At 58.0% G+C, this 25,523-nt stretch carries 26 protein-coding genes; 17 read left to right on the top strand and 9 right to left on the bottom strand.

Annotated elements, in window-relative coordinates:
- Positions 1 to 55 precede the first annotated feature (55 nt).
- A complete protein-coding gene (locus tag KJF94_RS26095) occupies positions 56 to 952 on the top strand; it encodes a peptidoglycan DD-metalloendopeptidase family protein (protein WP_214379889.1) in 897 nt (298 codons plus the stop codon).
- Positions 953 to 1,118: 166 nt separating this feature from the next.
- Here KJF94_RS26095 and KJF94_RS26090 read toward each other — a convergent pair whose 3' ends face one another.
- The 3 genes from KJF94_RS26090 to phoB all read right to left on the bottom strand — a co-directional run bounded on the left by KJF94_RS26090 (position 1,119) and on the right by phoB (position 4,640).
- Positions 1,119 to 2,459: a hemolysin family protein gene (locus KJF94_RS26090; protein ID WP_214379887.1), complete on the bottom strand. Its 1,341-nt coding sequence runs from the start codon at positions 2,457 to 2,459 to the stop codon at positions 1,119 to 1,121.
- A 123-nt stretch (positions 2,460 to 2,582) separates the two neighbouring features.
- Complete coding sequence (phoR, locus tag KJF94_RS26085; protein WP_250548324.1) at positions 2,583 to 3,869, bottom strand: phosphate regulon sensor histidine kinase PhoR; 1,287 nt, start codon at positions 3,867 to 3,869, stop codon at positions 2,583 to 2,585.
- An 81-nt stretch (positions 3,870 to 3,950) separates the two neighbouring features.
- The gene (gene phoB, locus KJF94_RS26080; RefSeq protein ID WP_214379883.1) at positions 3,951 to 4,640 is read right to left on the bottom strand and encodes a phosphate regulon transcriptional regulator PhoB; all 690 of its coding nucleotides are present in this window, start codon (positions 4,638 to 4,640) and stop codon (positions 3,951 to 3,953) included.
- 153 nt (positions 4,641 to 4,793) lie between these two features.
- On the opposite strand from phoB, the gene KJF94_RS26075 reads away from it, so the two are divergent.
- The gene (locus KJF94_RS26075; protein ID WP_214379881.1) at positions 4,794 to 5,186 is read left to right on the top strand and encodes a COG4315 family predicted lipoprotein; all 393 of its coding nucleotides are present in this window, start codon (positions 4,794 to 4,796) and stop codon (positions 5,184 to 5,186) included.
- Positions 5,187 to 5,311: 125 nt separating this feature from the next.
- Here KJF94_RS26075 and ubiA read toward each other — a convergent pair whose 3' ends face one another.
- Positions 5,312 to 6,202, bottom strand: a complete 891-nt coding sequence (gene ubiA / locus KJF94_RS26070) for a 4-hydroxybenzoate octaprenyltransferase (RefSeq protein ID WP_214379879.1) — start codon at positions 6,200 to 6,202, stop codon at positions 5,312 to 5,314.
- Positions 6,202 to 6,753, bottom strand: coding sequence for a chorismate--pyruvate lyase family protein (locus KJF94_RS26065; protein WP_214379877.1), 552 nt, complete (start codon positions 6,751 to 6,753; stop codon positions 6,202 to 6,204). Before KJF94_RS26065 ends, ubiA begins: the two co-directional genes overlap by 1 nt.
- Before the next feature lie 201 nt (positions 6,754 to 6,954).
- Here KJF94_RS26065 and KJF94_RS26060 point away from each other — a divergent pair, with 201 nt between their 5' ends.
- From KJF94_RS26060 to KJF94_RS26050, 3 genes are all read left to right on the top strand, one after another.
- Positions 6,955 to 7,122, top strand: coding sequence for a rubredoxin (locus KJF94_RS26060; protein WP_074872076.1), 168 nt, complete (start codon positions 6,955 to 6,957; stop codon positions 7,120 to 7,122).
- 21 nt (positions 7,123 to 7,143) lie between these two features.
- A complete protein-coding gene (locus KJF94_RS26055; RefSeq protein ID WP_214379875.1) occupies positions 7,144 to 8,292 on the top strand; it encodes an NAD(P)/FAD-dependent oxidoreductase in 1,149 nt (382 codons plus the stop codon).
- Positions 8,293 to 8,484: 192 nt separating this feature from the next.
- On the top strand, positions 8,485 to 8,760 hold the full coding sequence (locus KJF94_RS26050) for an HU family DNA-binding protein (protein WP_003213368.1): 276 nt from the start codon (positions 8,485 to 8,487) through the stop codon (positions 8,758 to 8,760).
- A gap of 221 nt (positions 8,761 to 8,981) precedes the next feature.
- Here KJF94_RS26050 and KJF94_RS26045 read toward each other — a convergent pair whose 3' ends face one another.
- From KJF94_RS26045 to tssI, 4 genes are all read right to left on the bottom strand, one after another.
- Positions 8,982 to 9,377 carry a DUF6124 family protein gene (locus KJF94_RS26045; protein WP_214379873.1) on the bottom strand — a complete coding sequence of 132 codons (396 nt, stop codon included), beginning with the start codon at positions 9,375 to 9,377 and terminating at the stop codon, positions 8,982 to 8,984.
- A gap of 385 nt (positions 9,378 to 9,762) precedes the next feature.
- On the bottom strand, positions 9,763 to 10,467 hold the full coding sequence (locus tag KJF94_RS26040; RefSeq protein ID WP_214379871.1) for a DUF2931 family protein: 705 nt from the start codon (positions 10,465 to 10,467) through the stop codon (positions 9,763 to 9,765).
- Entirely contained in the window at positions 10,454 to 11,125 is a 672-nt protein-coding gene (locus KJF94_RS26035) for a DUF2931 family protein (RefSeq protein ID WP_214379869.1), read from the bottom strand. Before KJF94_RS26035 ends, KJF94_RS26040 begins: the two co-directional genes overlap by 14 nt.
- A complete protein-coding gene (gene tssI / locus KJF94_RS26030; RefSeq protein WP_214379867.1) occupies positions 11,118 to 14,537 on the bottom strand; it encodes a type VI secretion system tip protein TssI/VgrG in 3,420 nt (1,139 codons plus the stop codon). The genes KJF94_RS26035 and tssI overlap by 8 nt, the downstream gene beginning before the upstream one ends.
- A 677-nt stretch (positions 14,538 to 15,214) precedes the next feature.
- On the opposite strand from tssI, the gene tssA reads away from it, so the two are divergent.
- From tssA to tssG, 12 genes are all read left to right on the top strand, one after another.
- A complete protein-coding gene (tssA, locus tag KJF94_RS26025; RefSeq protein WP_214379865.1) occupies positions 15,215 to 16,771 on the top strand; it encodes a type VI secretion system protein TssA in 1,557 nt (518 codons plus the stop codon).
- A gap of 32 nt (positions 16,772 to 16,803) precedes the next feature.
- Positions 16,804 to 17,313 (top strand): type VI secretion system contractile sheath small subunit, encoded by a 510-nt coding sequence (gene tssB / locus KJF94_RS26020; protein ID WP_214379863.1) that lies wholly within the window; start codon positions 16,804 to 16,806, stop codon positions 17,311 to 17,313.
- Positions 17,314 to 17,348: 35 nt separating this feature from the next.
- Entirely contained in the window at positions 17,349 to 18,824 is a 1,476-nt protein-coding gene (gene tssC / locus KJF94_RS26015) for a type VI secretion system contractile sheath large subunit (RefSeq protein WP_214379861.1), read from the top strand.
- Positions 18,825 to 18,838: 14 nt separating this feature from the next.
- A complete protein-coding gene (tssE, locus tag KJF94_RS26010) occupies positions 18,839 to 19,246 on the top strand; it encodes a type VI secretion system baseplate subunit TssE (protein WP_214379859.1) in 408 nt (135 codons plus the stop codon).
- Positions 19,247 to 19,256: 10 nt separating this feature from the next.
- Entirely contained in the window at positions 19,257 to 19,760 is a 504-nt protein-coding gene (locus KJF94_RS26005) for a PAAR domain-containing protein (RefSeq protein ID WP_214379857.1), read from the top strand.
- Positions 19,761 to 19,766: 6 nt separating this feature from the next.
- The gene (locus KJF94_RS26000; protein ID WP_214379856.1) at positions 19,767 to 20,618 is read left to right on the top strand and encodes a hypothetical protein; all 852 of its coding nucleotides are present in this window, start codon (positions 19,767 to 19,769) and stop codon (positions 20,616 to 20,618) included.
- Positions 20,606 to 21,001: a hypothetical protein gene (locus KJF94_RS25995; protein ID WP_214379854.1), complete on the top strand. Its 396-nt coding sequence runs from the start codon at positions 20,606 to 20,608 to the stop codon at positions 20,999 to 21,001. The genes KJF94_RS26000 and KJF94_RS25995 overlap by 13 nt, the downstream gene beginning before the upstream one ends.
- Before the next feature lie 43 nt (positions 21,002 to 21,044).
- Positions 21,045 to 21,422 (top strand): hypothetical protein, encoded by a 378-nt coding sequence (locus tag KJF94_RS25990; protein ID WP_214379852.1) that lies wholly within the window; start codon positions 21,045 to 21,047, stop codon positions 21,420 to 21,422.
- Positions 21,415 to 22,197, top strand: coding sequence for a hypothetical protein (locus KJF94_RS30315; protein WP_250548195.1), 783 nt, complete (start codon positions 21,415 to 21,417; stop codon positions 22,195 to 22,197). Before KJF94_RS25990 ends, KJF94_RS30315 begins: the two co-directional genes overlap by 8 nt.
- 107 nt (positions 22,198 to 22,304) lie before the next feature.
- Positions 22,305 to 22,739, top strand: a complete 435-nt coding sequence (locus KJF94_RS25980; protein WP_375379886.1) for a hypothetical protein — start codon at positions 22,305 to 22,307, stop codon at positions 22,737 to 22,739.
- Positions 22,740 to 22,763: 24 nt separating this feature from the next.
- Complete coding sequence (gene tssF, locus KJF94_RS25975; protein ID WP_214379850.1) at positions 22,764 to 24,551, top strand: type VI secretion system baseplate subunit TssF; 1,788 nt, start codon at positions 22,764 to 22,766, stop codon at positions 24,549 to 24,551.
- Positions 24,515 to 25,522, top strand: coding sequence for a type VI secretion system baseplate subunit TssG (tssG, locus tag KJF94_RS25970; protein WP_214379848.1), 1,008 nt, complete (start codon positions 24,515 to 24,517; stop codon positions 25,520 to 25,522). Before tssF ends, tssG begins: the two co-directional genes overlap by 37 nt.
- The last annotated feature ends 1 nt before the right edge of the window (position 25,523 follow it).

Here is a 25,523-nt window from a genome sequence, read left to right as displayed (position 1 = left end):
GGTCCATTGCAGCTGCTAGGCTCTTTCCCAGGCCTTACTCGACAGAATCCTGCCCATGCTCGCGCGCCTGCTGTTTTTCTGTGGTCTGTTCATGGCGTCCACCTCGACCATGGCCATGACCATCTACAAATCCACCGATGCCAATGGCGTGGTCTCCTACAGCGACCGCCCCACGAAGGGCTCCCAGGTGTTCACTTTTCGCGATCGCATGGTCGAGCACCTTGAGCGTCAGGTGTACCTCGTCATCACGAAGAAGAAGGGCGTGGACAGCGTTTACGTGCGCAATGACCTGTATGCGCCGGTTGAGATCGAGTTGAGTTTCGCCGGACTGCAGAACGTCAGCGGTGCGCCGAGCCGGCCGATTCGCCGGGTCATGCCGGCACGCAGCAGCATTCGTCTGGCGCTGCTCACGGCCACGAAAGCCGAGATGCCGCTCGCGTATACCCCCAAATTCGAATACTCCCTGGGTGATCCCTCAGGGGCTGCCATGGCCTATCGATACCCGTTTCCCTGGCGTGGCGGACCGTTTCGACTCAGTCAGGGCGCCAACGGTCAATACAGCCACTTCGGTCCAAAGAATCGCTATGCCATGGACATCGCAATGCCTGAGGGCACGCCGATCGTCGCGGCACGAGGCGGGGTGGTGGTGAAAACCGAGAATGCCCAGACCGGGCGCGGCAACGATCCGTCAGGCAATTTCGTGCGAGTGCTGCACGATGACGGGACGATGGGCGTTTACCTGCACCTCAAGCAAGGGTCGGTGAGTGTTCGCGAAGGGCAGCGGGTGTCGGTGGGGAGTCCGCTGGCGCTGTCGGGCAATACCGGCAACAGCAGCGGGCCGCACCTGCATTTCGTGGTGCAGCGCAATACCGGGTTGGGGCTGGTGTCGATTCCGTACCAGTTCAATCAACCGGTGGGGGCGTTGCCCAACTTTGCGTTGGGCAAGCAGTGAAGACGATGGAGATCAACTGTGGCGAGGGAGCTTGCTCCCGCTCGGCTGCGCAGCAGTCGTAAACCGGTGAATGCGGTGTGCCTGGAGGATCGCGGTCGCAGGATTTGGGGCCGCTTCGCAGCCCAGCGGGAGCAAGCTCCCTCGCCACAAAAGCCCCTGCCGACAGTTAATCCAGCATCAACACCTTGGCCAGAATGATCTTCGGCCCTTTCATCTTCTTGATGATGATCCGAAGGCCTTCGACTTCCAGCACTTCTTCCTCTTCCGGCACCCGTTTCAGGGTTTCGTAGACCAGCCCGGCGAGGGTTTCGGCTTCGATGTGATCCAGATCGATGCCCAGCAGGCGTTCGACCTTGAACAGCGGCGTATCACCGCGCACCAGCAGCTTGCCCGGCTGGTACGCGAGAATCCCGCGCTCGGCCTTGCGGTGTTCGTCCTGAATATCGCCCACCAGCACTTCCAGCACGTCTTCCATGGTCAGGTAGCCGATGATGTTGCCGTCGGCTTCTTCAACCACGGCGAAGTGCGAGCCGCCCTTGCGGAACTGCTCCAGCAACTGCGACAGCGGCATGTGCCGCGACACGCGCTCCAGCGGTCGGGTCAGTTCGGCCAGGTTGAACGACTCGGGAATATGGTCCAGCGCCGCCAGTTCCAGCAACAGGTCCTTGATGTGCAGCAGGCCGACGAACTCTTGGCGATCGCTGTCGTACACCGGATAACGGCTGAACTTGTGGCGACGGAACATCGCCAGGATTTCCTTGAGCGGCGCGTTGAATTCCAGCGTCACCAGGTCTTCGCGGGAGTTGGCCCAGTCGACCACTTCCAGCTCGCCCATTTCCACGGCCGAGGCGAGTACGCGCATGCCTTGGTCGCTCGGGTCCTGGCCACGGCTGGAGTGCAGGATCAGTTTCAGTTCTTCACGGCTGTAATGGTGCTCGTGATGGGGGCCGGGTTCACCCTGGCCGGCGATCCGCAGAATGGTGTTGGCGCTGGCGTTCAGCAGGTAAATCGCCGGGTACATGGCCCAATAGAACAGGTACAGCGGCACGGCGGTCCACAGCGACAGCAGCTCCGGTTTGCGGATGGCCCAGGATTTCGGGGCCAGTTCGCCGACCACGATGTGCAGGTACGAAATGACGAAGAACGCGGCGAAGAACGACACGCCTTTGATCACTTCGGCCGACTGTACACCGACGGCTTCAAGCATCGGCTCGAGGATATGCGCGAACGCCGGCTCACCGACCCAGCCGAGGCCCAGGGAGGCAAGGGTGATACCCAACTGGCACGCCGACAGGTAGGCATCGAGCTGACTGTGAACAGTGCGCAGGATGTGCCCGCGCCAACCGTTTTTCTCAGCGATGGCCTCGACCCGGGTCGAGCGCAATTTGACCATGGCAAATTCCGCCGCAACGAAAAAACCGTTGAGCAAAACCAGGATCAGAGCAAAAAGAATCATGCCGAAATCGGCGAAGAGTGTCGCGAGGGTCAAGCCAGGGGAAGGGTCCATGATGGAGTTTTGCGGGTTCCGTGTATTCGAAATGGAAGAAAAAAGTGCACCTGAAAGGCAGGCACAAGTCAGCCAATGTAGCGGCTGACTGGATGATTGCCTAGTGGCGAGTGCCGGTCGGTATCAATCGGCCGTACTGATGACTCGCGTTTTCGTGACCTGAGCTGGCGCGAAATGGCAGGTAAACGTACTGCCGTGGCCCGGCACGCTGCTGATTTCCATCCGTGCGCGGTGGCGCAGCAACACGTGTTTGACGATCGCCAAGCCAAGGCCGGTGCCACCGGTGTTGGAGTTGCGGCTGGAGTCGACACGGTAGAAACGTTCGGTCAGGCGCGGCAGGTGTTTGCTGTCGATGCCGATGCCGGAGTCCTGCACGCTCAGGTGCGCGCCTTGTTCGTCGCCCCACCAGCGAATGCGGATATTGCCTTCGGCGGGGGTGTATTTCACCGCGTTGAATACCAGGTTGGAAAACGCGCTGCGCAGTTCGGCTTCGCTGCCCTTGAGCTGAATCGTCGGGTCGGCCTCGAGAGTGATGCGCTGATTTTTCTGCCCGGACAGTTGCTGAGCGTCGCCCTTGATCGATTGCAGCAAGCCGTCGATGGCCACGGGCTGGTTGTCCGACGGGTAATCGGTGGCTTCCAGTTTGGCCAGCAGCAGTAAGTCGTTGAGCAGCGTCTGCATACGCCCGCCTTGTTGCTGCATTTGCTGCAAGGCACGGCTCCAGCGTGGGTTCACGTCCTCGACATTGTCGAGCAGGGTTTCCAGATAGCCGCAGATCACCGTCAGCGGTGTGCGCAGTTCGTGGGAGACGTTGGCGATGAAGTCCTTACGCATCTGTTCCAGCTGATGGATGCGCGTCACGTCGCGCACCAGCATCAAATGTTCGTTGTTGCCGTAGCGGGTGATGTACAGCTGAATGCGCAGACGGTCGTTGGTTGGTGACGGAATTTCCAGCGGTTCGGCGTAGTTTTCCTGCTCGAAGTATTCCTTGAAGCGCGGATGGCGCACCAGGTTGGTCACCGGTTGGCCGCTGTCCTGTGGCGTCTTGAGACCGAGCAGGGTTTCCGCCGCGCGGTTCCACCATTCGAGGTTGCCGTCGGTGTCGAGCATGATCACCGCGTCTTTCAGCGCGGCGGTGGACTCCTGAACCCGGTCGATCACCGCTTGCAGGCGTCCGCGCACGCGTTGGTCGCGGCGTTGCAGGTGATAAATGCTGTCGAACACTTCGCCCCACAGGCCATAGCCATCGGGCGGTGCTTCATCGGGTTTGTGCAGGCGCAGCCATTCATGCAGACGCAGCAATTGCTTGAGGGTCCAGGCCAGGTAAAGGCCCAGGCCCGCGGCGAGGCTCCAGCCGTAGTAGCCGGTGATCAGGCCGATCACCAGGCAGGCGGTGACCAGTAGCAGCATGTGGCGAATCAGGGTGCCATGCCAGTTTTGGTTCACTTGAACGCGCGTCCTTGTCAGCTTGTCGGGCGGGAAAGGGCTGGGTCAGGCTTTGGTAGAAAAGCGGTAACCGGTGCCGCGCACGGTTTGTACCAGATTTTCGTAGGCGTCACCGAGGGCTTTGCGCAGACGACGAATGTGCACGTCCACGGTGCGTTCTTCCACATAGACGTTGCCGCCCCAGACCTGATCCAGCAACTGGCCGCGGGTGTAGGCGCGTTCCTGGTGGGTCATGAAAAACTGCAGCAAGCGGTATTCGGTCGGGCCCATCTCGGCGGGTTTGCCGTCGATGGTCACGCGGTGGCTGATCGGGTCCAGCAGCAGGCCACCGACTTCAATCGGCGTCTCGCCATCGGCAGGCCCGGCACGGCGCAGCACAGCCTTCAAGCGCGCCACCAGCTCACGTGGGGAAAACGGTTTGGTGATGTAGTCGTCGGCGCCGACTTCCAGGCCCTGGATCTTGTTGTCCTCTTCGCCCTTGGCGGTGAGCATGATGATCGGGATGTCCCCGGTCAGCTCATCGCGCTTCAAGCGGCGGGCCAATTCGATGCCGGAGGTGCCCGGCAGCATCCAGTCGAGCAGGATCAGGTCCGGTTTGCGGTCGACAATGATGGCGTGGGCCTGCTGCGAGTTCTCAGCCTCCAGGCAGTCATAGCCGGCCATTTCCAACGCAACGGCGATCATTTCGCGAATGGGCGCTTCGTCGTCGACGATCAGAATGCTCCTGCCAACCATGCCATTAATCCTCTTGTCATTTAACTGTCTTGCGCCGCATTAGATAACGGAATTATTGCAGTCGTGTGACAGTATTTTAGTCGCCCTGCGATTGTCATGATCCTGAACTAAGCTCTAAGTCCGAACCCTGACAACCACAAAAGGAAGGTTTCCATGAAGCAATACTCGCATTCCTTCAAGGCTCTGATGCTGACCGCAGCCCTGGCGTTGCCATCAATGGCCTTCGCGGCTGAGCCTGTGATGATGAAAGAAGGTGTGATGGCGGACCACAAGGGCATGACCCTTTACACGTTCGACAAGGACACGGGTGGCAAGTCTGTGTGCACGGGTGAGTGTGCAGAGTACTGGCCACCGTTCAAGGCGGAAGCGGGTGCCAAGGCTGAAGGTGACTGGACGATCGTCAAGCGTGACGATGGCACGATGCAGTGGGCCTACAAGGGCAAACCGCTGTACTACTTCAAGAAGGACGCGAAACCGGGAGACAAGGCCGGTGACAAAATGAAGGACGTTTGGCACGTGATCACCAACTCCGGACCGAAGATGTAGCAACTGTTGTCGATGTCTGTGGCGAGGGAGCTTGCTCCCGCTGGGCCGCGAAGCGCACCCAAAATCTGCGAGTGCCGCGCACTCGAGCGGGAGCAAGCTCCCTCGCCACAGGACGCTATGTTTCTTCAGCGGGTCGCGTAATCCAGCACAATCCCCACAAAAATCGCCAACCCCGCCCAGTGGTTGTGCAAAAACGCCTTGAAGCAACGCATCCGGTCCTTGCCGCGTGTGTACCAGAACTCCCACGCAAAACAGCCCGCCGCCGCCAGCAAGCCCAAGTGGAACCAGCCACCGAGCTCGAACTTCGACCCGGCCAGCAACAGGCAACCCAGTGCCAACCCTTGCAGGGTCAGAATGATCACCCGGTCCGCCTCGCCAAACAGAATCGCCGTGGATTTCACACCGATCTTCAAATCGTCGTCGCGATCAGTCATGGCGTAATAGGTGTCGTAAGCCACTGTCCACATCAGATTCGCGATCCACAGCAACCACGCCGCCGCCGGCAGTTCACCGGTTTCGGCCGTGAACGCCATCGGCATCCCCCAGGAAAACGCCGCGCCCAGCACCACTTGTGGGTAATAGGTGTAACGCTTCATGAACGGGTAACTGAAGGCCAGCGCCAAACCGCCAAACGACAGCCAGACCGTCGCCGCGTTGGTGCACAACACCAGCAGGAAACTCACGCCCATCAGCAGCGCAAAAAACACCAGGGCCTCTTTGGAACTGATCCTGCCGCTCACCAGTGGCCGTTGCTCGGTGCGTTTCACATGGCCATCGACCTTGCGGTCCGCCCAGTCATTGATCACGCAGCCCCCAGCGCGGGTCAGCACCACACCAAGGACAAAAATCACCACGTTGGCCAGCGACGGCGAACCTTTACCGGCAATCCACAGCGCCCACAGCGTCGGCCACAGCAGCAGGTAAATGCCGATCGGCTTGTCCATGCGCGTCAGCTGAATGAAATCCCAGGCCCGAGGGTTCAAGCGGTTCAGGGACTTGAGCAGGCTCTGGTACATCAGCAGTTCTCCGGATGGGCGCGGGTAGCGAGCCACAAGGTCGGCAGGAAAATCTCGGCGACCAGTACGCTCAAGGTGCCACGGTCGAAGCGTGAGCGACGGCCCCATAGTTCAGGTGCCCGGCACTCCGCTGGCAGCCATTCCTGAGGATAGTGACAAACCTCGATGGCGCGACGCTGAAACGCCTGATCGCAAAACAGTAATTCGCCCAGCGAGCGACTGCCCAACTCGTCCATGTGCAAACCATCGCCCTGCAATGCGCTGCGTGCCGCCACGCTGCGGGCGAATACCCAGGCTTCGCCGTGGCCGCGCAGATACACCTCGCGCACCCAGCCTTCGCTGCCTTCGGCCAGATCCAGCGCAGCACATTCGTCCGCGCGCAGCGGTTGCCAGCCTTCGAACAATGGCGTGACGCTGAAACCGTCATTCGACAAGCGGATCAACCGTCGGGTCAGCGAGCCTTCGTCGAACAGCCAGTCGAGGGTAGAAGCGTCGGGGAGAGGCGCGAGTTGGCTTTGGGGAAGCCAGAATGGAGGTTTTGAGTGCGGCACAGTGAGTCATTATTGGCAGCAAATGAGGCGGCGAGCTTACCATGTCACTCGGCGATTTTGATTGAACCGGCGCGCCATTGCGCCGAACAGGCTTGCATCTGCCGGGCTCGATCAGTACAAAACGCCCTGAGCCGGACGGCAGCGCTGCAACCATCGACCGTTCGCGCCGGCAATAAGCCTGAACCCTGAGGAAGTAACTGAATGAAAAAGTGGCAATGTGTGGTCTGCGGCCTGATCTATAACGAAGCCGACGGCTGGCCGGATGACGGCATTGCGCCGGGCACCCAGTGGCAAGACGTGCCGGAAGACTGGCTGTGCCCGGACTGCGGCGTTGGCAAGATGGATTTCGAAATGATTGAAATCAACTAAGACATTTGAGAGGAGTAAGGAATGAACGCACCTGTCGTGATCGTCGGCACCGGGCTCGCTGGCTACAACCTGGCCCGGGAGTTTCGTAAACTGGATAGCGAAACCCCGCTGCTGCTGATTACCGCCGATGACGGGCGCTCCTACTCCAAGCCGATGCTCTCCACGGGCTTCGGCAAAAACAAAGACGCTGATGGCCTGAGCATGGCCGAACCCGGCGCGATGGCCGAGCAACTGAAAGCCGAAGTGCGCACCCACACCCGCATCAGCGGCATCGACCCTGGCCACAAGCGCCTGTGGATCGGCGAAGAATCGGTGATCTACCGTGACCTGATCCTGGCCTGGGGCGCCGAAACCGTGCGCGTGCCCATCGAAGGCGACGCGGCGGACGCCGTGTTCCCGATCAACGACCTCGAAGACTACGCACGCTTCCGTGCGGCGGCGGCTGGCAAGCGTCGGGTGTTGTTGCTCGGTGCCGGTCTGATTGGTTGCGAGTTTGCCAACGACCTGATCCTTGGCGGTTACGAGGTGCAACTGGTTGCACCGTGCGAACAGGTCATGCCGACCCTGTTGCACCCGGCGGCGGCCGCTGCGGTTCAGGCCGGGCTGGAAAGTCTGGGTGCACGTTTCCACCTCGGGCCAGTGCTCAACCGCTTGCAGCGTGTTGAAGATGGATTGGAAGCGCATCTGTCGGACGGTCAGGTGATCCCTTGCGACGTGGTGGTGTCGGCCATCGGTCTGCGTCCGCGCATCGACCTGGCGGCCGCGGCCGGCGTCCAGGTCAATCGCGGCGTGGTGGTCGACCGTCACCTGAAAACCTCGCACGCCAATATCTACGCGCTGGGCGACTGCGCCGAAGTCGATGGGCTGAATCTTCTGTACGTGATGCCCCTCATGAGTTGTGCGAGAGCGCTGGCGCAAACGCTCGCCGGAAACCCGACAGCGGTGAGCTATGGCGCAATGCCGATCACCGTCAAAACGCCGGTTTGCCCGTTGGTGGTTTCGCCGCCACCACGGGGGCTGGAGGGTGTCTGGACCGTCGAAGGGCAGGGCGCTGACCTCAAGGTTTTATGCCGCGATGTGGCCGGAAAACTGCTCGGTTATGCCCTGACTGGCACGGCGGTGATGGAAAAACTCGCACTGAACAAAGAGCTTCCACCGCTGCTGGCGTAAATACCGGTCGTTCTGTCGGAATCACCCCGCTTTTGCCCCTACAAACGTCGCGCCGAGACTGGCGCGGCTCTTCCGTGCGTGCCATTCTCACTCCCGTCTGCCGCAGAGTAGAGCACCTGCGGCGCTTTGGGCGCTGTTCCAACGAGAACAGCACGGACATAACAACAAAAAACCGTCAAAGGGGCTTCACTAATGCGTAAACCAGAACTCGCCGCCGCCATCGCGGAAAAAGCAGATCTCACCAAAGAGCAGGCCAACCGAGTACTCAACGCCGTTCTCGAAGAAATCACCGGCGCTCTGCACCGCAAGGACAGCGTGACGCTGGTAGGCTTCGGCACCTTCCTGCAACGCCACCGCGGAGCCCGCACCGGCAAAAACCCGCAAACCGGTGAGCCAGTGAAAATCAAGGCCAGCAACACCGTTGCATTCAAGCCAGGCAAATCGTTGAAAGACAGCGTTAATCCGTAACACCGACCGACTTCCCGCGTAGCGCGGGAGCGGAATAAAAAATGGGCACGCCAACTGGGTTGGGTGCCCATTTTTTTGTGGGTGCGAAGGTCATGCTGGTCGCCCACGGATCAGACAACACATGACCCTTGTAGGAGCCGGATTGCTGGCGATAGCGGCTTACCAATCAACATTGAAGTCGCCTGACACACCGCCATCGCCAGCAAGCCGGCTCCTACAGGTCAATCGACGCGGAGTTGTTGCTTGGCGAAAATCGCCGCCATCTCCGGTTCATCCAGATGATCCAGCGCCCGCTCCACCAACAAATGCACGCCGTCGGCCATGCGGCTGAGCGCCAGGGCTACCGAGCGGCGTGAGCCGTCCACATCGTCGGCAAGGTCGGCGGCGATGGCGCTGATGGACAGCAGGTCTTCCGAGGCGTTGGCGAGGAGGGCTTCAGTGTTGATGCCGGGGCAGACAGCGAAGAGCTGGCCGTTGCGTTTCGGTGGTTTGGGTTCGGTTGGCGGGAAGTGATGGTCGAGGGCGCGTTCGGCGGCTTCGTTGAGTTTGTTTGAGTCGGGGCTTTCGTATGGGGAGATTGGGTCGGTGTCTGGCGGGTTGGGAGTTACCTTGAACATGATCTTCAATTCCTTGAGTGATGCCGACACCACTTCGCCGACTAAACGAAGGGGTGGCAGCTGTACGCAGGTTAGTCGGACCGGGGAATTGAAGAAGCCGGCGCACCCGAAGGTGCCCTACGCACAGCCACCATCAAACTCAGGTACGAATACCTGTCTGACGGATGCTCGTGCATCTTCAATTACCAGCGAGCGACTAAACCCGATCACTGATGAGCAGTGACACGAACCAAGTTACCGACCAGCCCCAAGGCGCACAAGCCGGCGGATTCTGGCGTAGCCGTAGGCAACGACGCAAGGTGTTGTAGCTTGCAGGACGTAACCTTGAGGTGTTTTAAACAAGCGCTGTTGAATGGTGTTTAACCATCGGAAATGTTGGCATTCCTTACCAGCTTCCATAGGGGATTCCGAACTTCTCTATGTAAACCTTGGATGTTTCGGACAAGGGTCGATACTTGCCACCGGATTCTCCTCCATAGGGACCCCTTGGGTTAATGGTTCCTTCGACTCGACCTATCTCAACCGACTTCAAGCAGGGGCCTCCCAACCAGACCTTGGCAATACCGCCCGGAGCCAGACCAATACCAATGTCGTCGCGGTAGTCGGTGATCCACTTACCGTCAGCCCTGCAAAAGGCCTTTTGGGGTTTGCGCATGATCTCCCGTGCTGATTCGGGAATGACGATGTAAGCCTCGTAGGTTTGTGGTTCTGCCAACGACTGCCAGCGCACGTAGATCAATTGTGGTAGATCGGCACCCGTGACATGGCGACCTTTTCCACTCCCGTTACTGCTGACCCAACCTCTGGCAATACCCCGATTATTTGGAGGTTTTGGCACAGAGGCGATACCACCTCCTGCACCTCGGAATACCCGCTCCCTTATATCCACCACGTCTGCAGTTTCAATCCATACCTCCATGTAAGCCGGCGCTGAAAACCCCAGGAACCAAGGCAATTTCCTTTCCGGTTGTGCGAAGCTTTGCGAGCTGAAAGCCAACAGCAATCCAACCAACAGGCCGGTGTATTTCTTGATTGGCTTGGCCGGTTTGATGATCGGCGAGGCCTCGAGGTAGTGGTTACCAAGAGCCATAAGGAATTCCGAACTTCTCAATGTACGCTTTGGACTCCGGCTCCAAAGGCAGAGCATAACGACCTTCATTTTTTCCCTGAGAGGGACCTTGTGAATTGACGTTGCCCACAACCCGAAGAATTTCGACCGCCTTCAAGCAAGGGCCGCCCAGCCAGACCTTGGCAATACCGCCCGGCGCCAGACCAATGCCAATGTCGTCGCGGTAGTCGGTGATCCGTTTACCGTCAGCCCGGCAGAAGGCTTTTTCAGGTCGGCGCATGATTTCCCGAGCGGATTCGGGGATAACGATATAGGCCTCGTAAGTTTGTGGTTCTGCCAGCGATTGCCAACGCACGTAGATTAACCTTGGTAGATCGGCTCCCGTGACATGGCGCCCTTTCCCTCCGCCGTTGCTACTGGCCCACCCTCTGGCAATGCCTTGATTGTTTGGTGGCCTTGGAACAGAGGCGATACCCCCTCCTGCACCTCGGAATACCCTCTCTTGGATATCCACCACGTCTGCAGTTTCAATCCAGACTTCCATATAAGCCGGTGCTGAAAAACCCAAGAACCAAGGTAATTCCTTACCGGTTTGGGCGAAGCTCTGCGAGTCACCAGTAAAAAGCAGCCCGAACAGTAAGCTGGTGCATTTGACGAAAAGACAGGAGAAATTATTCATTGGGGTGCACCACTCGCTTGTTGTCTCGAGCCGGTCGGTTGATGAAAAGAACGCTCATATCGCTGCTATTGAGATCTTTGGCTGCGTTCCAGCTAGCGGAGATGTGGATGTAGCGACTGCGTAGCAATGCTCGTTCTTGGTGGGTTAATCCCTCGACCGTTGTTTCGCCAAGGGCATACGCCTGCAGCTTTTTGTGGATAGGCTCCAGTTCATCGGGTAATCGCAGGGTTGGAATATCGGGGATTAGCTTGAATGGCACATCGTGCCTGACCGCCAGCTCACGCATGATCCGTAAATACACAAGCGACAGTTCGCCTCGGACCGAGCGCTCAATTGCGGCAGTTGCAAAAACCTTCTTCTGTTGTTCGACATTGGTTCCAGCTGGCCCTTTTGAGTAAGGCAGCGGTGTTTCCCAATACGCCACTTTGACTTTGTTACGAGGCCCTTCGAATTCGATGACGCCTTTTCCATACCAAGCGAATGCCTCTTTTTCGGCGCAAAGGTAGGCCTCAGTGCGAGTTGCGTCCGTGCTCTCGCTCACGGTGCTTGTTAAGGGTTTACCCAGCAGCAGCTTTTCTTGGGCTATTGGCAAATAACCACCGCCGAGGTCTGAGTGCACACCGGGTAAAATCAGGTCTGTATCACCGAGGCTGTTGAGGGCGAAATTTTCACGGATTTCGTCTCGCGCGACCAAGTGCACAACCTTATTGGCACAGTCGTCCGGGAGTCTGAGATTGAGAAAAGGGTTTCTGCTGTTGGCACCAGTGAAGTCAAGCACCCAAGGGTTGGCGATGGACGCAACAGTATCGAACAGGCCAATGAAGTTGATGGTGACATCAGTTTTGACGCGCCAGTTGAAGTTGCTGGACAACATCGGAGAGCCAGTCGGCAGTGATTTCGCAAGAGCGTTTTGCTCGCCCTTGAGGACTTCATTTGCAAAGTGTCGTGCGGCGGCTGCACCTCGGCTAAAACCGAAAATATCGAATTCAATCCGATCAATCTTCACCCCCGGATTCTTTTCATCCAATCGGCGTAACTGTTCCATGATAAGCGCCGGACTCTGCTCAACCCGGGCAGCTACCCCTGTTTCGCCCCGCCCCGTTGCTTGGGAGTAGCGTGAGTCTTCACCACCGCTCGTGGTCCCGATGCCCTCAACATAAACGGCGATTGAGGTCTTCGTTACTTCTGGCGAAAGCGTTTCGTCCACTCGGTCTTCATAGAGTTTGTAAAGCCGGACAATATTGCTCACATCATTCCCATAACTATTGTCCGGCGAGCTCCCATTGCCGTCATACCCATAAGCCGCGCAATACTTCTGTACCTCCTCGGCAGCCTCCTCCAATTTGGCGTCCGGCGCATAACACGCTGCCACGGTCTCACTGTTGGCTTTGTTGTTACCCGTGCCATCGAAGAACACTCCGATTCGCAAAGTAATCCCTTCTTCTTCAACCTCTTCCTCTTCTTCCTCCAGCTCATCCTCTTCCTGCGGCTCAGGCACAACCGCCGCCAACAACCCCGCCACCGTCCCCGGCAACAGCGCATGCGCCGCCAACCCCACCACCGGCGAACCACCGACCTCAACCTCGCTACTGCTGAACACCCCACCCGCATCGATCACGACATGGTGACCACCCGCCTTCAACGTAATGCTGGCGCCCGCGTCCAGTACCAGATTGGCCCCCGCCTTGATATGAACGTGCTCACCGGCCTCAACCACCAACGCTTCGCCAATCTGGTTGTGGCTGCTCCCGGCAACCTGCAAATAGTCACTGGCCTTCAGGTGAACCTTGCGATCCGCCGTAACCGTGCGATGTTCTTCAGCGCCGAGCACCGAAATGCTGTCGCCCTTGATGGTTTCCCGACGCTCGTTGCCCACGTCCAATCGGCTGTCGTTCCCGACCTTCTGCTCCATATCCCGCTGGGCACGCAGGTAGATCAACTCCTGCCCGGCGCGGTCTTCAATCGACAGTTCGTTGTAGCCGCCGTTATGCGGAGAGCTATGGCTACGCAGCACGGTTCTGGTTTTGTGCTCGGGTAAGGGGTAGGGCGCCGGAGTGACCTTGTTGATCAGGCAACCGGTGATCAGCGGGTCGTCAGGATTGCCTTCGAGGTAGGTGACGAGGACTTCCATGCCGATACGCGGAATGATCACCGCGCCGAAATGATCCCCCGCCCAACTGGACGCCACCCGTAGCCAACAACTGCTTTTTTCGCTGTTGTGCTCAGCGCGGTCCCAATGGAATTCCACTTTGACGCGACCGTATTCGTCGCAGTAGATCTCTTCACCGACAGGCCCGGTGACGCGCGCGGTCTGGCAGACCAGGGCAGGTCGTGGTGCCGGCAGTGGTGGCCGATAAAACACGTCCCAGGGAATTGCGCTGAAACTATTGCGGTAGCCCTGAGTAAAACCATCTCCAGGTTTGGGGGCCGACTCTTCTAGCACTTGGGGCTGTTTTCCGGAGTGGGTCACACTGAGCAACAGCCATAGATCGTTGTACGTTTCACGTGGGTGATCCGTCAGGCTGAAAAAGTGGCCGCTGCGCAGGCACGGCTGATCGCTTTTGCCCTCCGCCAATTGATAGTCGGCGCGGTGCCGCTCCAGTGCTTGCCGAGCGAGTTGTTTGCCGTGTTTTTCACTCTCGAAAAATTGCGGATAACGATAGTCTTCAAGCTCTGGGCTGAACTCGGCGATGACGCGACTTTCCAGCAGCGCGCTCGGGCGCTTCGGGTCGTAGTGTCGGCGAGTGACTTTGCTGGGGCGAGTGCTGTAACGCATGGAAAACTGGCTGACGACCGGATGCTCCGCCACCATGCCGGCGTCTTGCAGATAAGGCGTTTCACTCAATTTTGGAAAGGCGGTCTGGTCATCGGTGAAGACCAGCACGTGACCTTCCCGGGAATGCTGGTGATGCCAGGCAATGCCATCCTCGGCGCACAGCCGCTGGACGAACTCGAAATCACTTTCCCGGTATTGAGTGCAGTGCCGGCGCTCGGGGCTCGTTCTGACGTGGAAGGTCACCGCATCGGCCTGGATGCCATGCCCCTTCAGTACCTGAGCGATGATCTGAGGCGCCGTTTTGTTCTGGAAAATCCGCTGATCATGGCTGAACTGCAAGTCGTGCAGTACCGGTACCAGGTTCATGCGATAGCGCGTCAGGCGTTTGCCGGCATCGCCCACGGACACCCCGTCGATATGGCCATGAATGCCTTCGCCGTTAAAGCCGAATTGGAGAAATGCAGGTTGGTTGAGCAAGCTCTCCAGATCGAAATCCGGGTATTCGCTGACCAGATCGACGCTGATTGAGTACAGCGCGCTGATGGTTTCAGTGCCTTCAAATGCCAGCACTTTAAAATCGTTGCGAACCCCCGGGATCGTAAGGGTGAATTGCGCGGCATTAGCCGGTGCAAACATGCGCTTATCCTTTTGCTTTTTTAGCTCGTCCTTAAGCTGAGAGAGAAAGAGATCGCGACGACCGAACCGTGCGTGGCCGAATTAAGTCGCCAAAATGCCGGGCACGCTAACAACGCATCCAAAGTATTGATGTAGGAGGGATCCTGAAGCGGGGTATGAAATTTCCGTGATACCGAAAGTTCCATTCTGGAACTTTGCGTTAATTATAAGGTGCCATCATATTGATGGCACTTTTTTGATCGGCTGTTGTCACTCATCGATTTATTCATTGCGATCGGTAACATTTCAGAAGGCTCCTACATTCTTCCATTTATATTTTTGGCATGCTTCACGTCCGCCTCAGCGAGTGCATGGGCAATGAATACGGGATTTATTCAGGGCGAGAAGCTGGATGGCTCTATCTCAAGGGTTTCCGGCCTGGTGGCAGAACAATAAACAGTTGAACCGATCTCAGGGATTCCCTTGCTACATATAGGGAGATCTCCTACGGACAATAAACACACTTCGTCTTATTGTTTAATCAGATGCTTGCTAGTGGCCATCATCGTGAGTACGATGCGCCCACTTTGTAAGAGCACGATCTCAATTGGATGAGACTCATCGCAGCTCTTTGATACTGTCCCTCGCCGTTGAAACTCCAATGGGCGTATGACCGTAATCCAAACTAAAGGCCATGGATGTCCTACTCAAGCAAACTTTCCGCTCATTACCTCGACCTCGCAAAAGCCTCTGTTTCCAAAGAGAATTTCGCGGGTGAGGATGTTCGCTTTTCAAGCGAATATGAAGCACTGGAAAGCGAGCTGGCCAAAGCCTCTTCCATGCACGAAAGCGGTCAGATCGACTGGCTGAAAATCCGTGAAAGCAGCGAAAATCTGCTGCGCACCCAATCCAAGGATTTGCGCGTCGGCGCCTGGTTGACCTGGGCGCTGTATCAGCGCGAATCCTTTCAAGGCCTGCTCGCCGGCCTCGGTTTGCTGCACTACCTGTGCGAAAGCCACTGGGCCGAAGTCCACCCGAACAAGGCCCGTACGCGCTCCGCCGCGATCAGTTGGCTGGTGCCGCGTCTTGAGCAGGTGCTGACTGAAAACATTGCGATCAAAGAGCAGTTGCCGATGTTCCGCCGTCTGGTGGAGCACCTTGAAGGCCTCGATGCCGCGTGCACCGAGCACTTGGGTGATGACGCGCCGTTGCTGCTACCGATCTCCCGCCGCCTGAAAAACATGGTGCAACGCGCCGCCGACAACCAGCCGGAGCCCGGCGTGGTCGGTGCTGCCGTGGCTCAGGTCAAACAGGCCGCCACGCAGCTGTTCACCCCCGGCGCACCGATCGATAACGAAAAAGAAGCCCACAAGGCCCTGCGCGCCCAGCAGGAAAACGCCCGTCCGTTATGCGCCTGGTGGCTCAAGCAGAAAGCCACTGACCTGCGCGCCTTGCGCCTCAATCGCACGTTGCTGTGGCTGCCCATCGACGCCGTCCCCGAACGCAACGCTGAACAGATCACCGTGCTGCGTGGCTTGCCCGCCGACAAGCTCAAGGCCTATCAGGACCGTTACGACCAGGGTAAATACGCCGACCTGTTGGTGGAACTGGAGGCGAGCCTGGCGAAGGCGCCGTTCTGGTTCGATGGCCAGCGAATGGTCTGGGAATGTCTCCAGGCATTGAACGCCGACATGGCAATGCGCGAAGTGGAAATCCACTTCGCGCTTTTGGTTCAGCGCCTGCCTGGCATCGTCGAATTGCGCTTCCATGACGGCGCTCCGTTTGCCGATCCGGCCACCCGCGCCTGGATCAGCGCCAACGTCATGCCACACCTGCAAAGCGCCAGTGCGCCGCGCAAAGTCGAAGTCGCCGACACCCAGCCAGCCTGGGAACTGGCGCTCGAAGAAGTCCTGCCGATTCTGCGCAAGGACGGCCTCAAGGCCGCCGTGCAAATCCTCAAGCAGGGCCTGCAAAGTGCCCACGGCGGACGCGTGAGGTTCTTCTGGCAGTTCGCCCTCGCGCGGCTGTGCTTCATGGCCAAAAAGTACGAACTGGCCAAGACCCAACTCGAAACCCTCGACCAAACATTACAGGACTCAGGCCTGAACGCCTGGGAGCCCGATCTTGCGCTGGAAGTGCTGCATTTACTGCATAGCTGCTGCGAGTTGTTGCCGCAGAACCATGCCGTACGTGAACGCAAGGAAGAGATTTATCGCAGGCTGTGCCACCTCGACCTCGAAGTGGTACTCGAATAGGCCCCAGGGCCACAACCGCAAGGAGAAAAGCCATGGCCAAAGAAGGCTCGGTAGCCCCCAAGGAACGCATCAACGTCACCTTCAAACCTGCCACCGGTGGTGCTCAGGAAGAGATCGAACTGCCGTTGAAACTACTGGCAATCGGTGACTACACCCACCGCAAGGACGAACGCAAAGTCGAAGATCGCAAGCCGATCAGCATCGACAAAATGACCTTCGACGAAGTGCTGGCCAAGCAAGAGCTGCAGCTGACACTGAGCGTACCGAACCGTCTTCAGGAAGAAAGCGACACTGAAGAACTGGCCGTGAAACTGCGCGTCAACTCGATGAAGGACTTCAACCCGGCCTCGCTGGTCGAGCAAGTGCCCGAGCTGAAAAAACTGATGGAACTGCGCGACGCGCTGGTGGCCCTCAAAGGCCCGCTGGGTAACGCGCCTGCGTTCCGCAAAGCCATCGAAGGCGTACTCGCCGACGACGAATCCCGCGGTCGCGTACTGGGTGAGCTGGGCCTGAACGCCGCCGCCCAGGACGCCGCGCTCTAAGACGTCTGAGCCCTCCATCAGCCAAGGAAGCCAACATGAGCACAAGTGCAGCGCAGCAAAAGAGTAAAGAGAGCGGCGAATACAGCATTCTCGACAGCATCATCGCCGAAACCCGCCTGACCCCGGACGACGAAGCCTACGACATTGCCAAGCGCGGTGTGTCGGCCTTCATCGAAGAGCTGCTCAAGCCGCAGAACAATGGTGAGCCGGTCAAGAAAGCCATGGTTGACCGCATGATCGCCGAGATCGATGCCAAGCTCAGCCGTCAGATGGACGAAATCCTCCACCACCCGGACTTCCAGTCCCTGGAATCGTCGTGGCGTGGTCTGCAGTTGCTGGTCGACCGCACCAACTTCCGCGAAAACATCAAGATCGAAATCCTCAACGTCTCCAAAGAAGACCTGCTGGACGATTTCGAAGATTCGCCGGAAGTGATGCAGGCTGGCCTGTACAAGCACATCTACACCGCTGAATACGGCCAGTTCGGTGGTCAGCCTGTGGGCGCGATCATCGCCAACTACTTCATGTCCCCAAGCTCGCCGGACGTGAAACTGATGCAGTACGTGTCCAGCGTCGCCTGCATGTCCCACGCGCCGTTCATTGCCGCGGCGGGCCCGAAATTCTTTGGCCTGGAAAGCTTCACCGGCCTGCCGGACCTCAAGGATCTGAAAGATCACTTCGAAGGCCCGCAATTCGCCAAATGGCAGAGCTTCCGCCAGTCGGAAGACTCCCGTTACGTTGGCCTGACCGTGCCGCGTTTCCTGCTGCGTAACCCGTACGACCCGGAAGAAAACCCGGTCAAATCGTTCGTGTACAAGGAAACCGTCGCCAACAGCCACGAGCACTACCTGTGGGGCAACACTGCCTACGCGTTCGGCACCAAGCTGACCGACAGCTTCGCCAAATTCCGCTGGTGCCCGAACATCATCGGCCCGCAAAGCGGTGGCGCGGTTGAAGACCTGCCGTTGCACCACTTCGAAAGCATGGGCGAAATCGAAACCAAGATTCCTACCGAGGTTCTGGTTAGCGACCGTCGTGAATACGAACTGGCTGAGGAAGGCTTCATCTCCCTGACCATGCGCAAAGGTTCCGACAACGCGGCGTTCTTCTCCGCGAGCTCGGTGCAGAAGCCGAAGTTCTTCGGCATCAGCGCAGAAGGCAAGGCGGCAGAGCTGAACTACAAGCTCGGCACCCAACTGCCGTACATGATGATCGTCAACCGCCTGGCTCACTACTTGAAAGTGCTGCAGCGCGAGCAACTCGGTTCGTGGAAAGAACGCACCGACCTCGAGCTGGAACTGAACAAGTGGATCCGCCAGTACGTGGCCGACCAGGAAAACCCGAGCGCCGAAGTCCGTGGCCGTCGTCCACTGCGCGCTGCCCAGATCATCGTCAGCGATGTCGAAGGCGAGCCTGGCTGGTACCGCGTCAGCCTGAACGTGCGCCCGCACTTCAAGTACATGGGTGCCGATTTCACCCTGTCGCTGGTTGGCAAGCTGGACAAAGAGTAAGCGGAGCCTAACTCATGACTGGATACGGCAGCCTTTTCGAACGCCTGGGTGGCGACGCGGACAAACGCGTCGGCTGGAGCCGCGAGGTCTCCGCCATGGCGTCCGTGGCTGCCCATCTGGCCAAGATGCTCAGCACCCGTGCGGGCAGCGTGCAAACGCTGTCCGACTACGGGCTACCCGATCTCAATGACATGCGTCTGAGCCTGCACGACTCCCTGAGTCAGGCCCGTCTGGCCATCGAAAATTTCATCGAAGCCTACGAGCCACGCCTGAGCGACGTGCGTGTCATCTCCCTGCCGCGTGACCACGATCAGCTTCGCCTGTCCTTCAGCATCGAAGGCCTGCTGGAAGTTGATGGTTTCAAACGTCAGGTCAGTTTCGCCGCGCGCCTGGATGGCAGCGGTCAAGTGAAGGTCAACTAAGGAGATTCGTATGTCCGGCAAACCCGCAGCACGCGTCACCGACCCCACCGCTTGCCCGCTCCCCGGCCACGGCACCAACCCGATCGCCGCCGGTTCCGGCGATGTGTTCTTCGACGGCCTCGCGGCCGCCCGCCAAGGCGATGCCTCGGCGTGTGGTGGTGCGATGTCGGGAGGGTTGGCGACGACGGTTTTGATCAACGGGAAAGCGGCTGCGACGGTGGATTCCGTTGGGACGCATGGCAACAAAGTTACGGCCGGGTCCGGGACGGTGATTATCGGGAATTCGCATTCGCCGGTGCCGTTTGTGGCGCCGTTGCCTGTGATTATCCCCGGAATATTCAATCGTGTTTTTGCCTTTAAAACTGCCAGTGGGAAAACGGTCGAGGGACTGAATTACAAAATAGTTTCCGAAAGTGGAATCGAGAAGTTTGGCACCGCGGTAACTGGAACGTCTGCCTGTTTCTCTACGGGGCAGAAACCTGAGTCCGTCTCGATTTTTGTGACTTCGGAGTAATATATCTTGGAAACGATTGTTGAAATTGGCGGCGTGCCTTATACCTTTGTTACCGAAGACGGTGCTACCGCATTGAGGCTTGATGATAAGACGACCGCCAGCAACGATACGGATCTGGGGACTTTGAATCTCCCTGAAGTTTGGTTGGTGACTCGCTCTAATGGCGTACCTCTATTCGCTGTAAAACCAGATATCTGTGATAAGCCTTTTCGGATCCTAAGCGCTGAAAAGTTATACGCCGAGAAGATTCAATGGTTTGAACCATTGGCCGGCTTTTATCGCGAGCGTTTATGGGTAAACCCCGAAAGTAATGTAGAAGGGTCGGAAGTGTATGGAGCTTATCGACAGCATACATGGCAATCGATTATTGATTTTGCAATCGTGGACAGGCCATCGCTTGTTTACTATAAAAATCTTCCCGGAGATTGGAAAAAACAACCTGAAGGTGGTGCCAAGTATCTTCTTTGTCTCGTTGAAGGGGATCCTTACTGGACAGATGGACTGGGGCAAATTCCATTCGCAGTGGATACCTTCCGAAAGTATTGGGAGGAAACCCACGAGGTTGATTCCGCGATCAGGAAGACTGGCCAAACCGGCCTGGACTGGGCAGACGGAACGCTCGGCGGCAGCGACGATGGCAGTAAGAATGTCTATGACAACTTCATAATCATCAGGGCCTGTTTGTGGACTTCTGAGAACTTTGAACTGGTGCTCGAGAAAAGAGCCATGAGCGGTCAAAGATTCGGGATTGGCGGTGCGACAGTCGCAAGTACAGTGTTCAAACCAGCCTCTAATGTAAGGCTCAAGACGTCGATTGACGCAGGCCTGTTGGCGAAATACAAAACATGGGAAGCGTGATTTTGAAAGTTCTCGTTGGTGCCGTTATTTACCTGCTTGTCGGCGTCTTGTATTTCTATGTGCACGATATTGGTGTTGTTTATTACAAGTCGCATGTGGGCTTTACAGACAGGGGGCCTGCAATAGGTGGCACCGCAGAGCTGACATTTTATTTTTTTATTTTTGCCAACCTTATAGTTTTCTTTATGCCAAAGGTCATGTTGAAGTTGCTGGTGATAGCAGTAATGCTGAGTGTTGTGTTGTTTTATTTCCTGCCAGACAACCCGGTGCGAGCATTTGCCTATGGTGGTCTCACTACCAGTATGAGCGTATTGGCGTTTGTGCTGCGTTTGACAATTAACCGATGGCTCTCTCGAAACTCTTACGGAAGAGTCACGAGATGACACGTCTCTTGCGTCCCCAGCCGTTCGCCCGGACGGTGTCGAAATGATCTGGTTACAGCGATTCCTCATGGCAATGGGTGTGCTCGCCAGCGTGGTGTTGGTGGTGATCGTTTCCTACATGGACTTTTCGAAAGATGAGCCTCGCGTTTTGAGCGAGTACCCAAATGCGAAATGGCGTGGTGGTGCCGATGGTGGCCAGTTCGTAGACATCAGCAAATCTGAACCGCCCTATTATTTCGTGCAGGTCCGCAATGATGACGGGTCATTGTGGGATCAGGGTTGGCTGAAGTTCGGAGATCAAAACAGCCAGCCATTGACTGCCGACAGTGTGATGTTCTTCGCCGGCGAAGGCGTTATTTACCTTCAGCAAAGCCAGGTACTGAGCGCCGATAAAGCCTGGGCCGGAGTTGCACATGAATAGCCGTCGCGTCATTGGTCTGGCCGTGCATGCACTGGTCTGTGTGATTTATATCGTCATGAATGGCTATGCCGTTCCCGCCTATAAACAACTGGTCGGCGGGCTGACCTCGCGCGGTGTTGCCATCGGCATGGCGATGTACCTGATTTTCTATTTTTTCGTTCTCCTGAATTTGGTTCTGGTCTTCATCCAGCGCCAGGCCATCCAGTTTGGCCTGGTGATTTTGATGATGCTGGCGATTCTGTTTTATCTGCTGCCGCAGTATCCCATCCGTGGTTTGGCCTATTGCGCACTTACGGGTGGCTTGACGGTTTGCGCCATCCTGCTGACCAACGCCATCGACACTGCCTACACCCGCTGGCGCAGGCACACGGAGGTGAAAACGTTGGTGGTTCACAACCGTCGAGCAACGCCGCGTCTGCTGCTGATTACGGCGCTGATCAGCGTGTGCGTTTGCACCGTTGTGCTTGGGTTGAAAATTTTCGGTGGCGTAACGGCGCAGGTCTTGGCGCGACACTCGAGCGAGTCGGGCGAGTGCTATCTCGTCACATACGCGCCCGGCTATCACAAGCTGGGATTGATCGGACAAGTGTTCGGGTTGTTCAGCAGCGAGTACTTTTTTCGGGTGTACACCACGGACGGAGCGCTGCTCGAATCGTCCGAATGGGATTTTCGGGTGACTGAAATTTTTGCGGTTGCTCCCGAGTTCAACGGCTCGACAGTGTTGTATCCCGGTACGCAAGGCTACGAAGACTGGTGGGTGCCGGAATGCGCCTGATCGCCAGAAGTCCTCGCATAAAAAACGCACATGGTGCGCGCCATGACGCAATTGATGCGCGTGTCTTCGAGGATGGGGGCCTGCCCGTGATCGGCGTATCGAACGAGATGCCCATTCTTAGCCGCGCGCAACTGTGTTTCTTCATGGCTGCATTGTGGTGGCCATTGCTGGCGGTACTGGCGATTTCTTCCTATGACCTGTGGATTGGCGAGTATTCGACGTTCGATTCATCCCACATCTATTGGGATTACTTGTTGTGGTGGGGCGTTCCTGGGTTGTTGGGGTTTTCGTTGTGGATGTCCCGGGGCGCCAAGAACCGAAACGAGCAACAAGCGCTTCGGATGGTTTGGCTCGCGCCTTTGAAATTCATCCCCTTTTACGCCGTGCCATGGATGGTTTATGGCCTGGGGTGTGTGGTCGCCTGGCCGTGTACTGAGGCTTACATGGCGTACGGCTGGACCATGCTGGTGCCGTTCCTCCTGATTGCCGGTTATGTCTGTGCCGGTCTGACAGTCGCGCTCTACAGGACAGTTTTTTCATGAGATTCAATACCAGGCAGGTACCCCGTGTCCTTTAACCACTACTACCAAAGCGAACTCACCGCACTTCGCCAGTTAGGTCGTCGATTCGCCGAGCGTAGCCCGGCGTTGGCGCCTTTCCTCGGTCAGGCCGGGCGGGATCCGGACGTGGAGCGGTTGCTGGAGGGTTTTGCGTTTCTGACCGGCCGCCTGCGTCAGAAGCTCGATGACGAACTGCCGGAACTCAGCCATTCCCTGATGCACCTGCTGTGGCCCAACTACATGCGGCCGCTGCCGGCGTTCAGCATTTTGCAGTTCGACCCGTTGAAGCGTTCGGGTCCTGCGTTGAGGGTCGAGCGCGACACGCCGATCGAGAGTGTGCCGATCGATGACGTGCGTTGCCGCTTCCGCACCTGCTACCCGACCGAGGTCTTGCCGCTGGATCTGGCCGCGCTGAATTACTCGGTGAAGGGCGACGGTTCGCTGCTCAGCCTGCGTCTGGAGATGAGCGCAGATGGTCATTTGGGCGAGCTGGAGTTGAGTCGCCTGCGTCTGCACTTCGCCGGTGAGCGCTACATCAGCCAGATGCTGTACCTGAGTCTGCTGCGCAACCTGGAAGGCATCGAGCTGATCCCGCTGGACGGCGCCGGCAAGCCCATCAACGGTGTCAACGGCACGCCGATGGCGTTCAAGATGCCCGGCGACCGCGTGCAGCCGGTGGGTTTTGCCGAAGAAGAAGCGTTGATCCCGTATCCGCTGAACACCTTCCGTGGCTACCGTTACTTGCAGGAATACTTCGCCTTCCAGGACAAATTCCTCTTCGTTGATATCAACGGTCTGGACCTGCTGAAAGCCTTGCCGGAAGACACGCTCAAGCAAATGCGCGGCCTCGAATTGCGCTTCGATATTCGCAAGAGCGGCATCATGCGCATGCGTCCGACGCTGGACAACGTGAAGCTCTACTGCACGCCCATCGTCAACCTGTTCAAGCACGACGCACTGCCGATCCGCCTCGATGGCAAGCAAGACGAATACCTGCTGCTGCCGGCCGAATTCGATCTGCAAAACTGCGGCGTGTTCTCGGTGGAAACCGTGACCGGCTGGAAGCCCGGCGGCCTCGGTTATCAGGAGTACGTGCCGTTCGAATCCTTCGAGCACGACCCGAGTTTCGACGTGCCCAACAGCCGTCCGCATTACAGCATTCGCCAGCGTTCGTCCCTGTTGCACGACGGCCTCGACACCTACCTGAGCTTCGGCATTCGCCACACTGAAGCTCACGAAACCCTGTCGATCGAGCTGATGTGCACCAACCAGAATTTGCCGCGCAAGCTCAAGCTCGGCGACATCAGGATGGCCTGCGAAGACACGCCGGAGTTCCTGAGTTTCCGCAACATCACCCCGGCCACGTCGAGCTTCGCGCCGCCGCTGAACCGCGACTTCCTCTGGAAGCTGATCAGCAACATGTCGCTTAACTATCTGTCGCTGGCCGACGTCAATGCGTTGAAGGTGATTCTCGAAACCTACGACTTGCCGCGCTATTACGACCAGCACGCGGAGAAAGTCAGCAAACGCCTGCTCGGCGGGCTCAAGTCGATCAAGCACCAGCATGTCGATCGACTGCACCGAGGGTTGCCGGTTCGCGGGTTGCGCACCGAGCTGACCATCGACCCGGAAGGGTATATCGGCGAGGGCGACCTGTTCGTGTTCGCTTCGGTTCTCAACGAGTTTTTCGCGCTTTACGCCAGTCTCAATTCGTACCACGAGCTGCGGGTAAAAAGCACACAGGGAGAGGTGTACCAATGGACACCACGTATGGGCCTTCAGCCGCTTCTTTAAGCGGACTGACCCGAGGAATACGCGAGTACTCGCTGTTTCAGGCCGTGCTGCTGGTGGTTGACCGGCTGCGCGAGGCCCACCCGCACCTGAGCGAAGACGACCTGTACGACCAGCTGGAATTCCAGGCCAACCCGAGCCTGGGTTTCCCCGGCAGCGACGTCGATCGCGTGGAGTTTTTCCACGAGCACGGGCAGATGCGCGCGCGCCTGCGTTTCAACCTGATCGGCCTGGTCGGCTCCGGTTCGCCGCTGCCGGCGTTCTACGGCGAGCAGGCGCTGGGCGACAGCGAAGACGGCAACCCGACCCGCCACTTCCTCGACCTGTTTCACCATCGTTTGCAGCGGCTGATGCTGCCGATCTGGCGCAAGTACCGCTACCGCGCCAGTTTCGAAAGTGGCGCCCTCGACCCGTTTTCGTCGCAGTTGTTTGCGCTGATCGGCCTCGGCGGCGAAGAGATCCGCAGGGCCCAGGAACTGAACTGGAAACGCCTGCTGCCGTACCTCGGTTTGCTTAGCTTGCGGGCGCATTCGGCGGCGCTGATCGAAGCGGTGCTGCGTTACTACTTCAAGCACGCCGAACTGACCATCGAGCAGTGCATCGAGCGCCGCGTCGAGATCCTCGACGAACAGCGCAATCGCCTGGGCCGTGCCAACAGCCTGCTCGGCGAAGACCTAGTGCTGGGCGAACACGTTCGCGACCGCAGCGGCAAATTCCGTATTCACATCCGCGAGCTCGACTGGCAACGCTTTCACGAATTCCTGCCGATCGGTTTCGGCTACCAGCCGCTGTGCGCGCTGGTGCGGTTCACCCTGCGTGACCCGCTCGATTACGACATTCGCCTGGTGTTGCGCCAGGAAGAAATCCGCGAACTGCGCATCGGTGAGCAGAACGCCTGTCGCCTGGGATGGACCAGTTGGCTCGGCCGCGAAAAAGCGGACGGCGTGGTGACCCTGGGCAGCAAAATTCATTAAG

The sequence above is a fragment of the Pseudomonas hormoni genome, from assembly GCF_018502625.1.
GTDB lineage: Bacteria > Pseudomonadota > Gammaproteobacteria > Pseudomonadales > Pseudomonadaceae > Aquipseudomonas > Aquipseudomonas hormoni.
This window is presented reverse-complemented; position numbering and strand designations above follow the sequence as displayed.

Coding starts and splice junctions, on each gene's coding strand:
- KJF94_RS26095 (WP_214379889.1), top strand. CDS start 56: ATGCTCGCGCGCCTGCTGTTTTTCTGTGGTCTGTTCATGGCGTCCACC.
- KJF94_RS26090 (WP_214379887.1), bottom strand. CDS start 2,459: ATGGACCCTTCCCCTGGCTTGACCCTCGCGACACTCTTCGCCGATTTC.
- phoR (WP_250548324.1), bottom strand. CDS start 3,869: ATGCTGCTACTGGTCACCGCCTGCCTGGTGATCGGCCTGATCACCGGC.
- phoB (WP_214379883.1), bottom strand. CDS start 4,640: ATGGTTGGCAGGAGCATTCTGATCGTCGACGACGAAGCGCCCATTCGC.
- KJF94_RS26075 (WP_214379881.1), top strand. CDS start 4,794: ATGAAGCAATACTCGCATTCCTTCAAGGCTCTGATGCTGACCGCAGCC.
- ubiA (WP_214379879.1), bottom strand. CDS start 6,202: ATGTACCAGAGCCTGCTCAAGTCCCTGAACCGCTTGAACCCTCGGGCC.
- KJF94_RS26060 (WP_074872076.1), top strand. CDS start 6,955: ATGAAAAAGTGGCAATGTGTGGTCTGCGGCCTGATCTATAACGAAGCC.
- KJF94_RS26055 (WP_214379875.1), top strand. CDS start 7,144: ATGAACGCACCTGTCGTGATCGTCGGCACCGGGCTCGCTGGCTACAAC.
- KJF94_RS26050 (WP_003213368.1), top strand. CDS start 8,485: ATGCGTAAACCAGAACTCGCCGCCGCCATCGCGGAAAAAGCAGATCTC.
- KJF94_RS26045 (WP_214379873.1), bottom strand. CDS start 9,377: ATGTTCAAGGTAACTCCCAACCCGCCAGACACCGACCCAATCTCCCCA.
- KJF94_RS26040 (WP_214379871.1), bottom strand. CDS start 10,467: ATGGCTCTTGGTAACCACTACCTCGAGGCCTCGCCGATCATCAAACCG.
- KJF94_RS26035 (WP_214379869.1), bottom strand. CDS start 11,125: ATGAATAATTTCTCCTGTCTTTTCGTCAAATGCACCAGCTTACTGTTC.
- tssI (WP_214379867.1), bottom strand. CDS start 14,537: ATGTTTGCACCGGCTAATGCCGCGCAATTCACCCTTACGATCCCGGGG.
- tssA (WP_214379865.1), top strand. CDS start 15,215: ATGTCCTACTCAAGCAAACTTTCCGCTCATTACCTCGACCTCGCAAAA.
- tssB (WP_214379863.1), top strand. CDS start 16,804: ATGGCCAAAGAAGGCTCGGTAGCCCCCAAGGAACGCATCAACGTCACC.
- tssC (WP_214379861.1), top strand. CDS start 17,349: ATGAGCACAAGTGCAGCGCAGCAAAAGAGTAAAGAGAGCGGCGAATAC.
- tssE (WP_214379859.1), top strand. CDS start 18,839: ATGACTGGATACGGCAGCCTTTTCGAACGCCTGGGTGGCGACGCGGAC.
- KJF94_RS26005 (WP_214379857.1), top strand. CDS start 19,257: ATGTCCGGCAAACCCGCAGCACGCGTCACCGACCCCACCGCTTGCCCG.
- KJF94_RS25995 (WP_214379854.1), top strand. CDS start 20,606: ATGGGAAGCGTGATTTTGAAAGTTCTCGTTGGTGCCGTTATTTACCTG.
- KJF94_RS25990 (WP_214379852.1), top strand. CDS start 21,045: ATGATCTGGTTACAGCGATTCCTCATGGCAATGGGTGTGCTCGCCAGC.
- KJF94_RS30315 (WP_250548195.1), top strand. CDS start 21,415: ATGAATAGCCGTCGCGTCATTGGTCTGGCCGTGCATGCACTGGTCTGT.
- KJF94_RS25980 (WP_375379886.1), top strand. CDS start 22,305: ATGCCCATTCTTAGCCGCGCGCAACTGTGTTTCTTCATGGCTGCATTG.
- tssG (WP_214379848.1), top strand. CDS start 24,515: ATGGACACCACGTATGGGCCTTCAGCCGCTTCTTTAAGCGGACTGACC.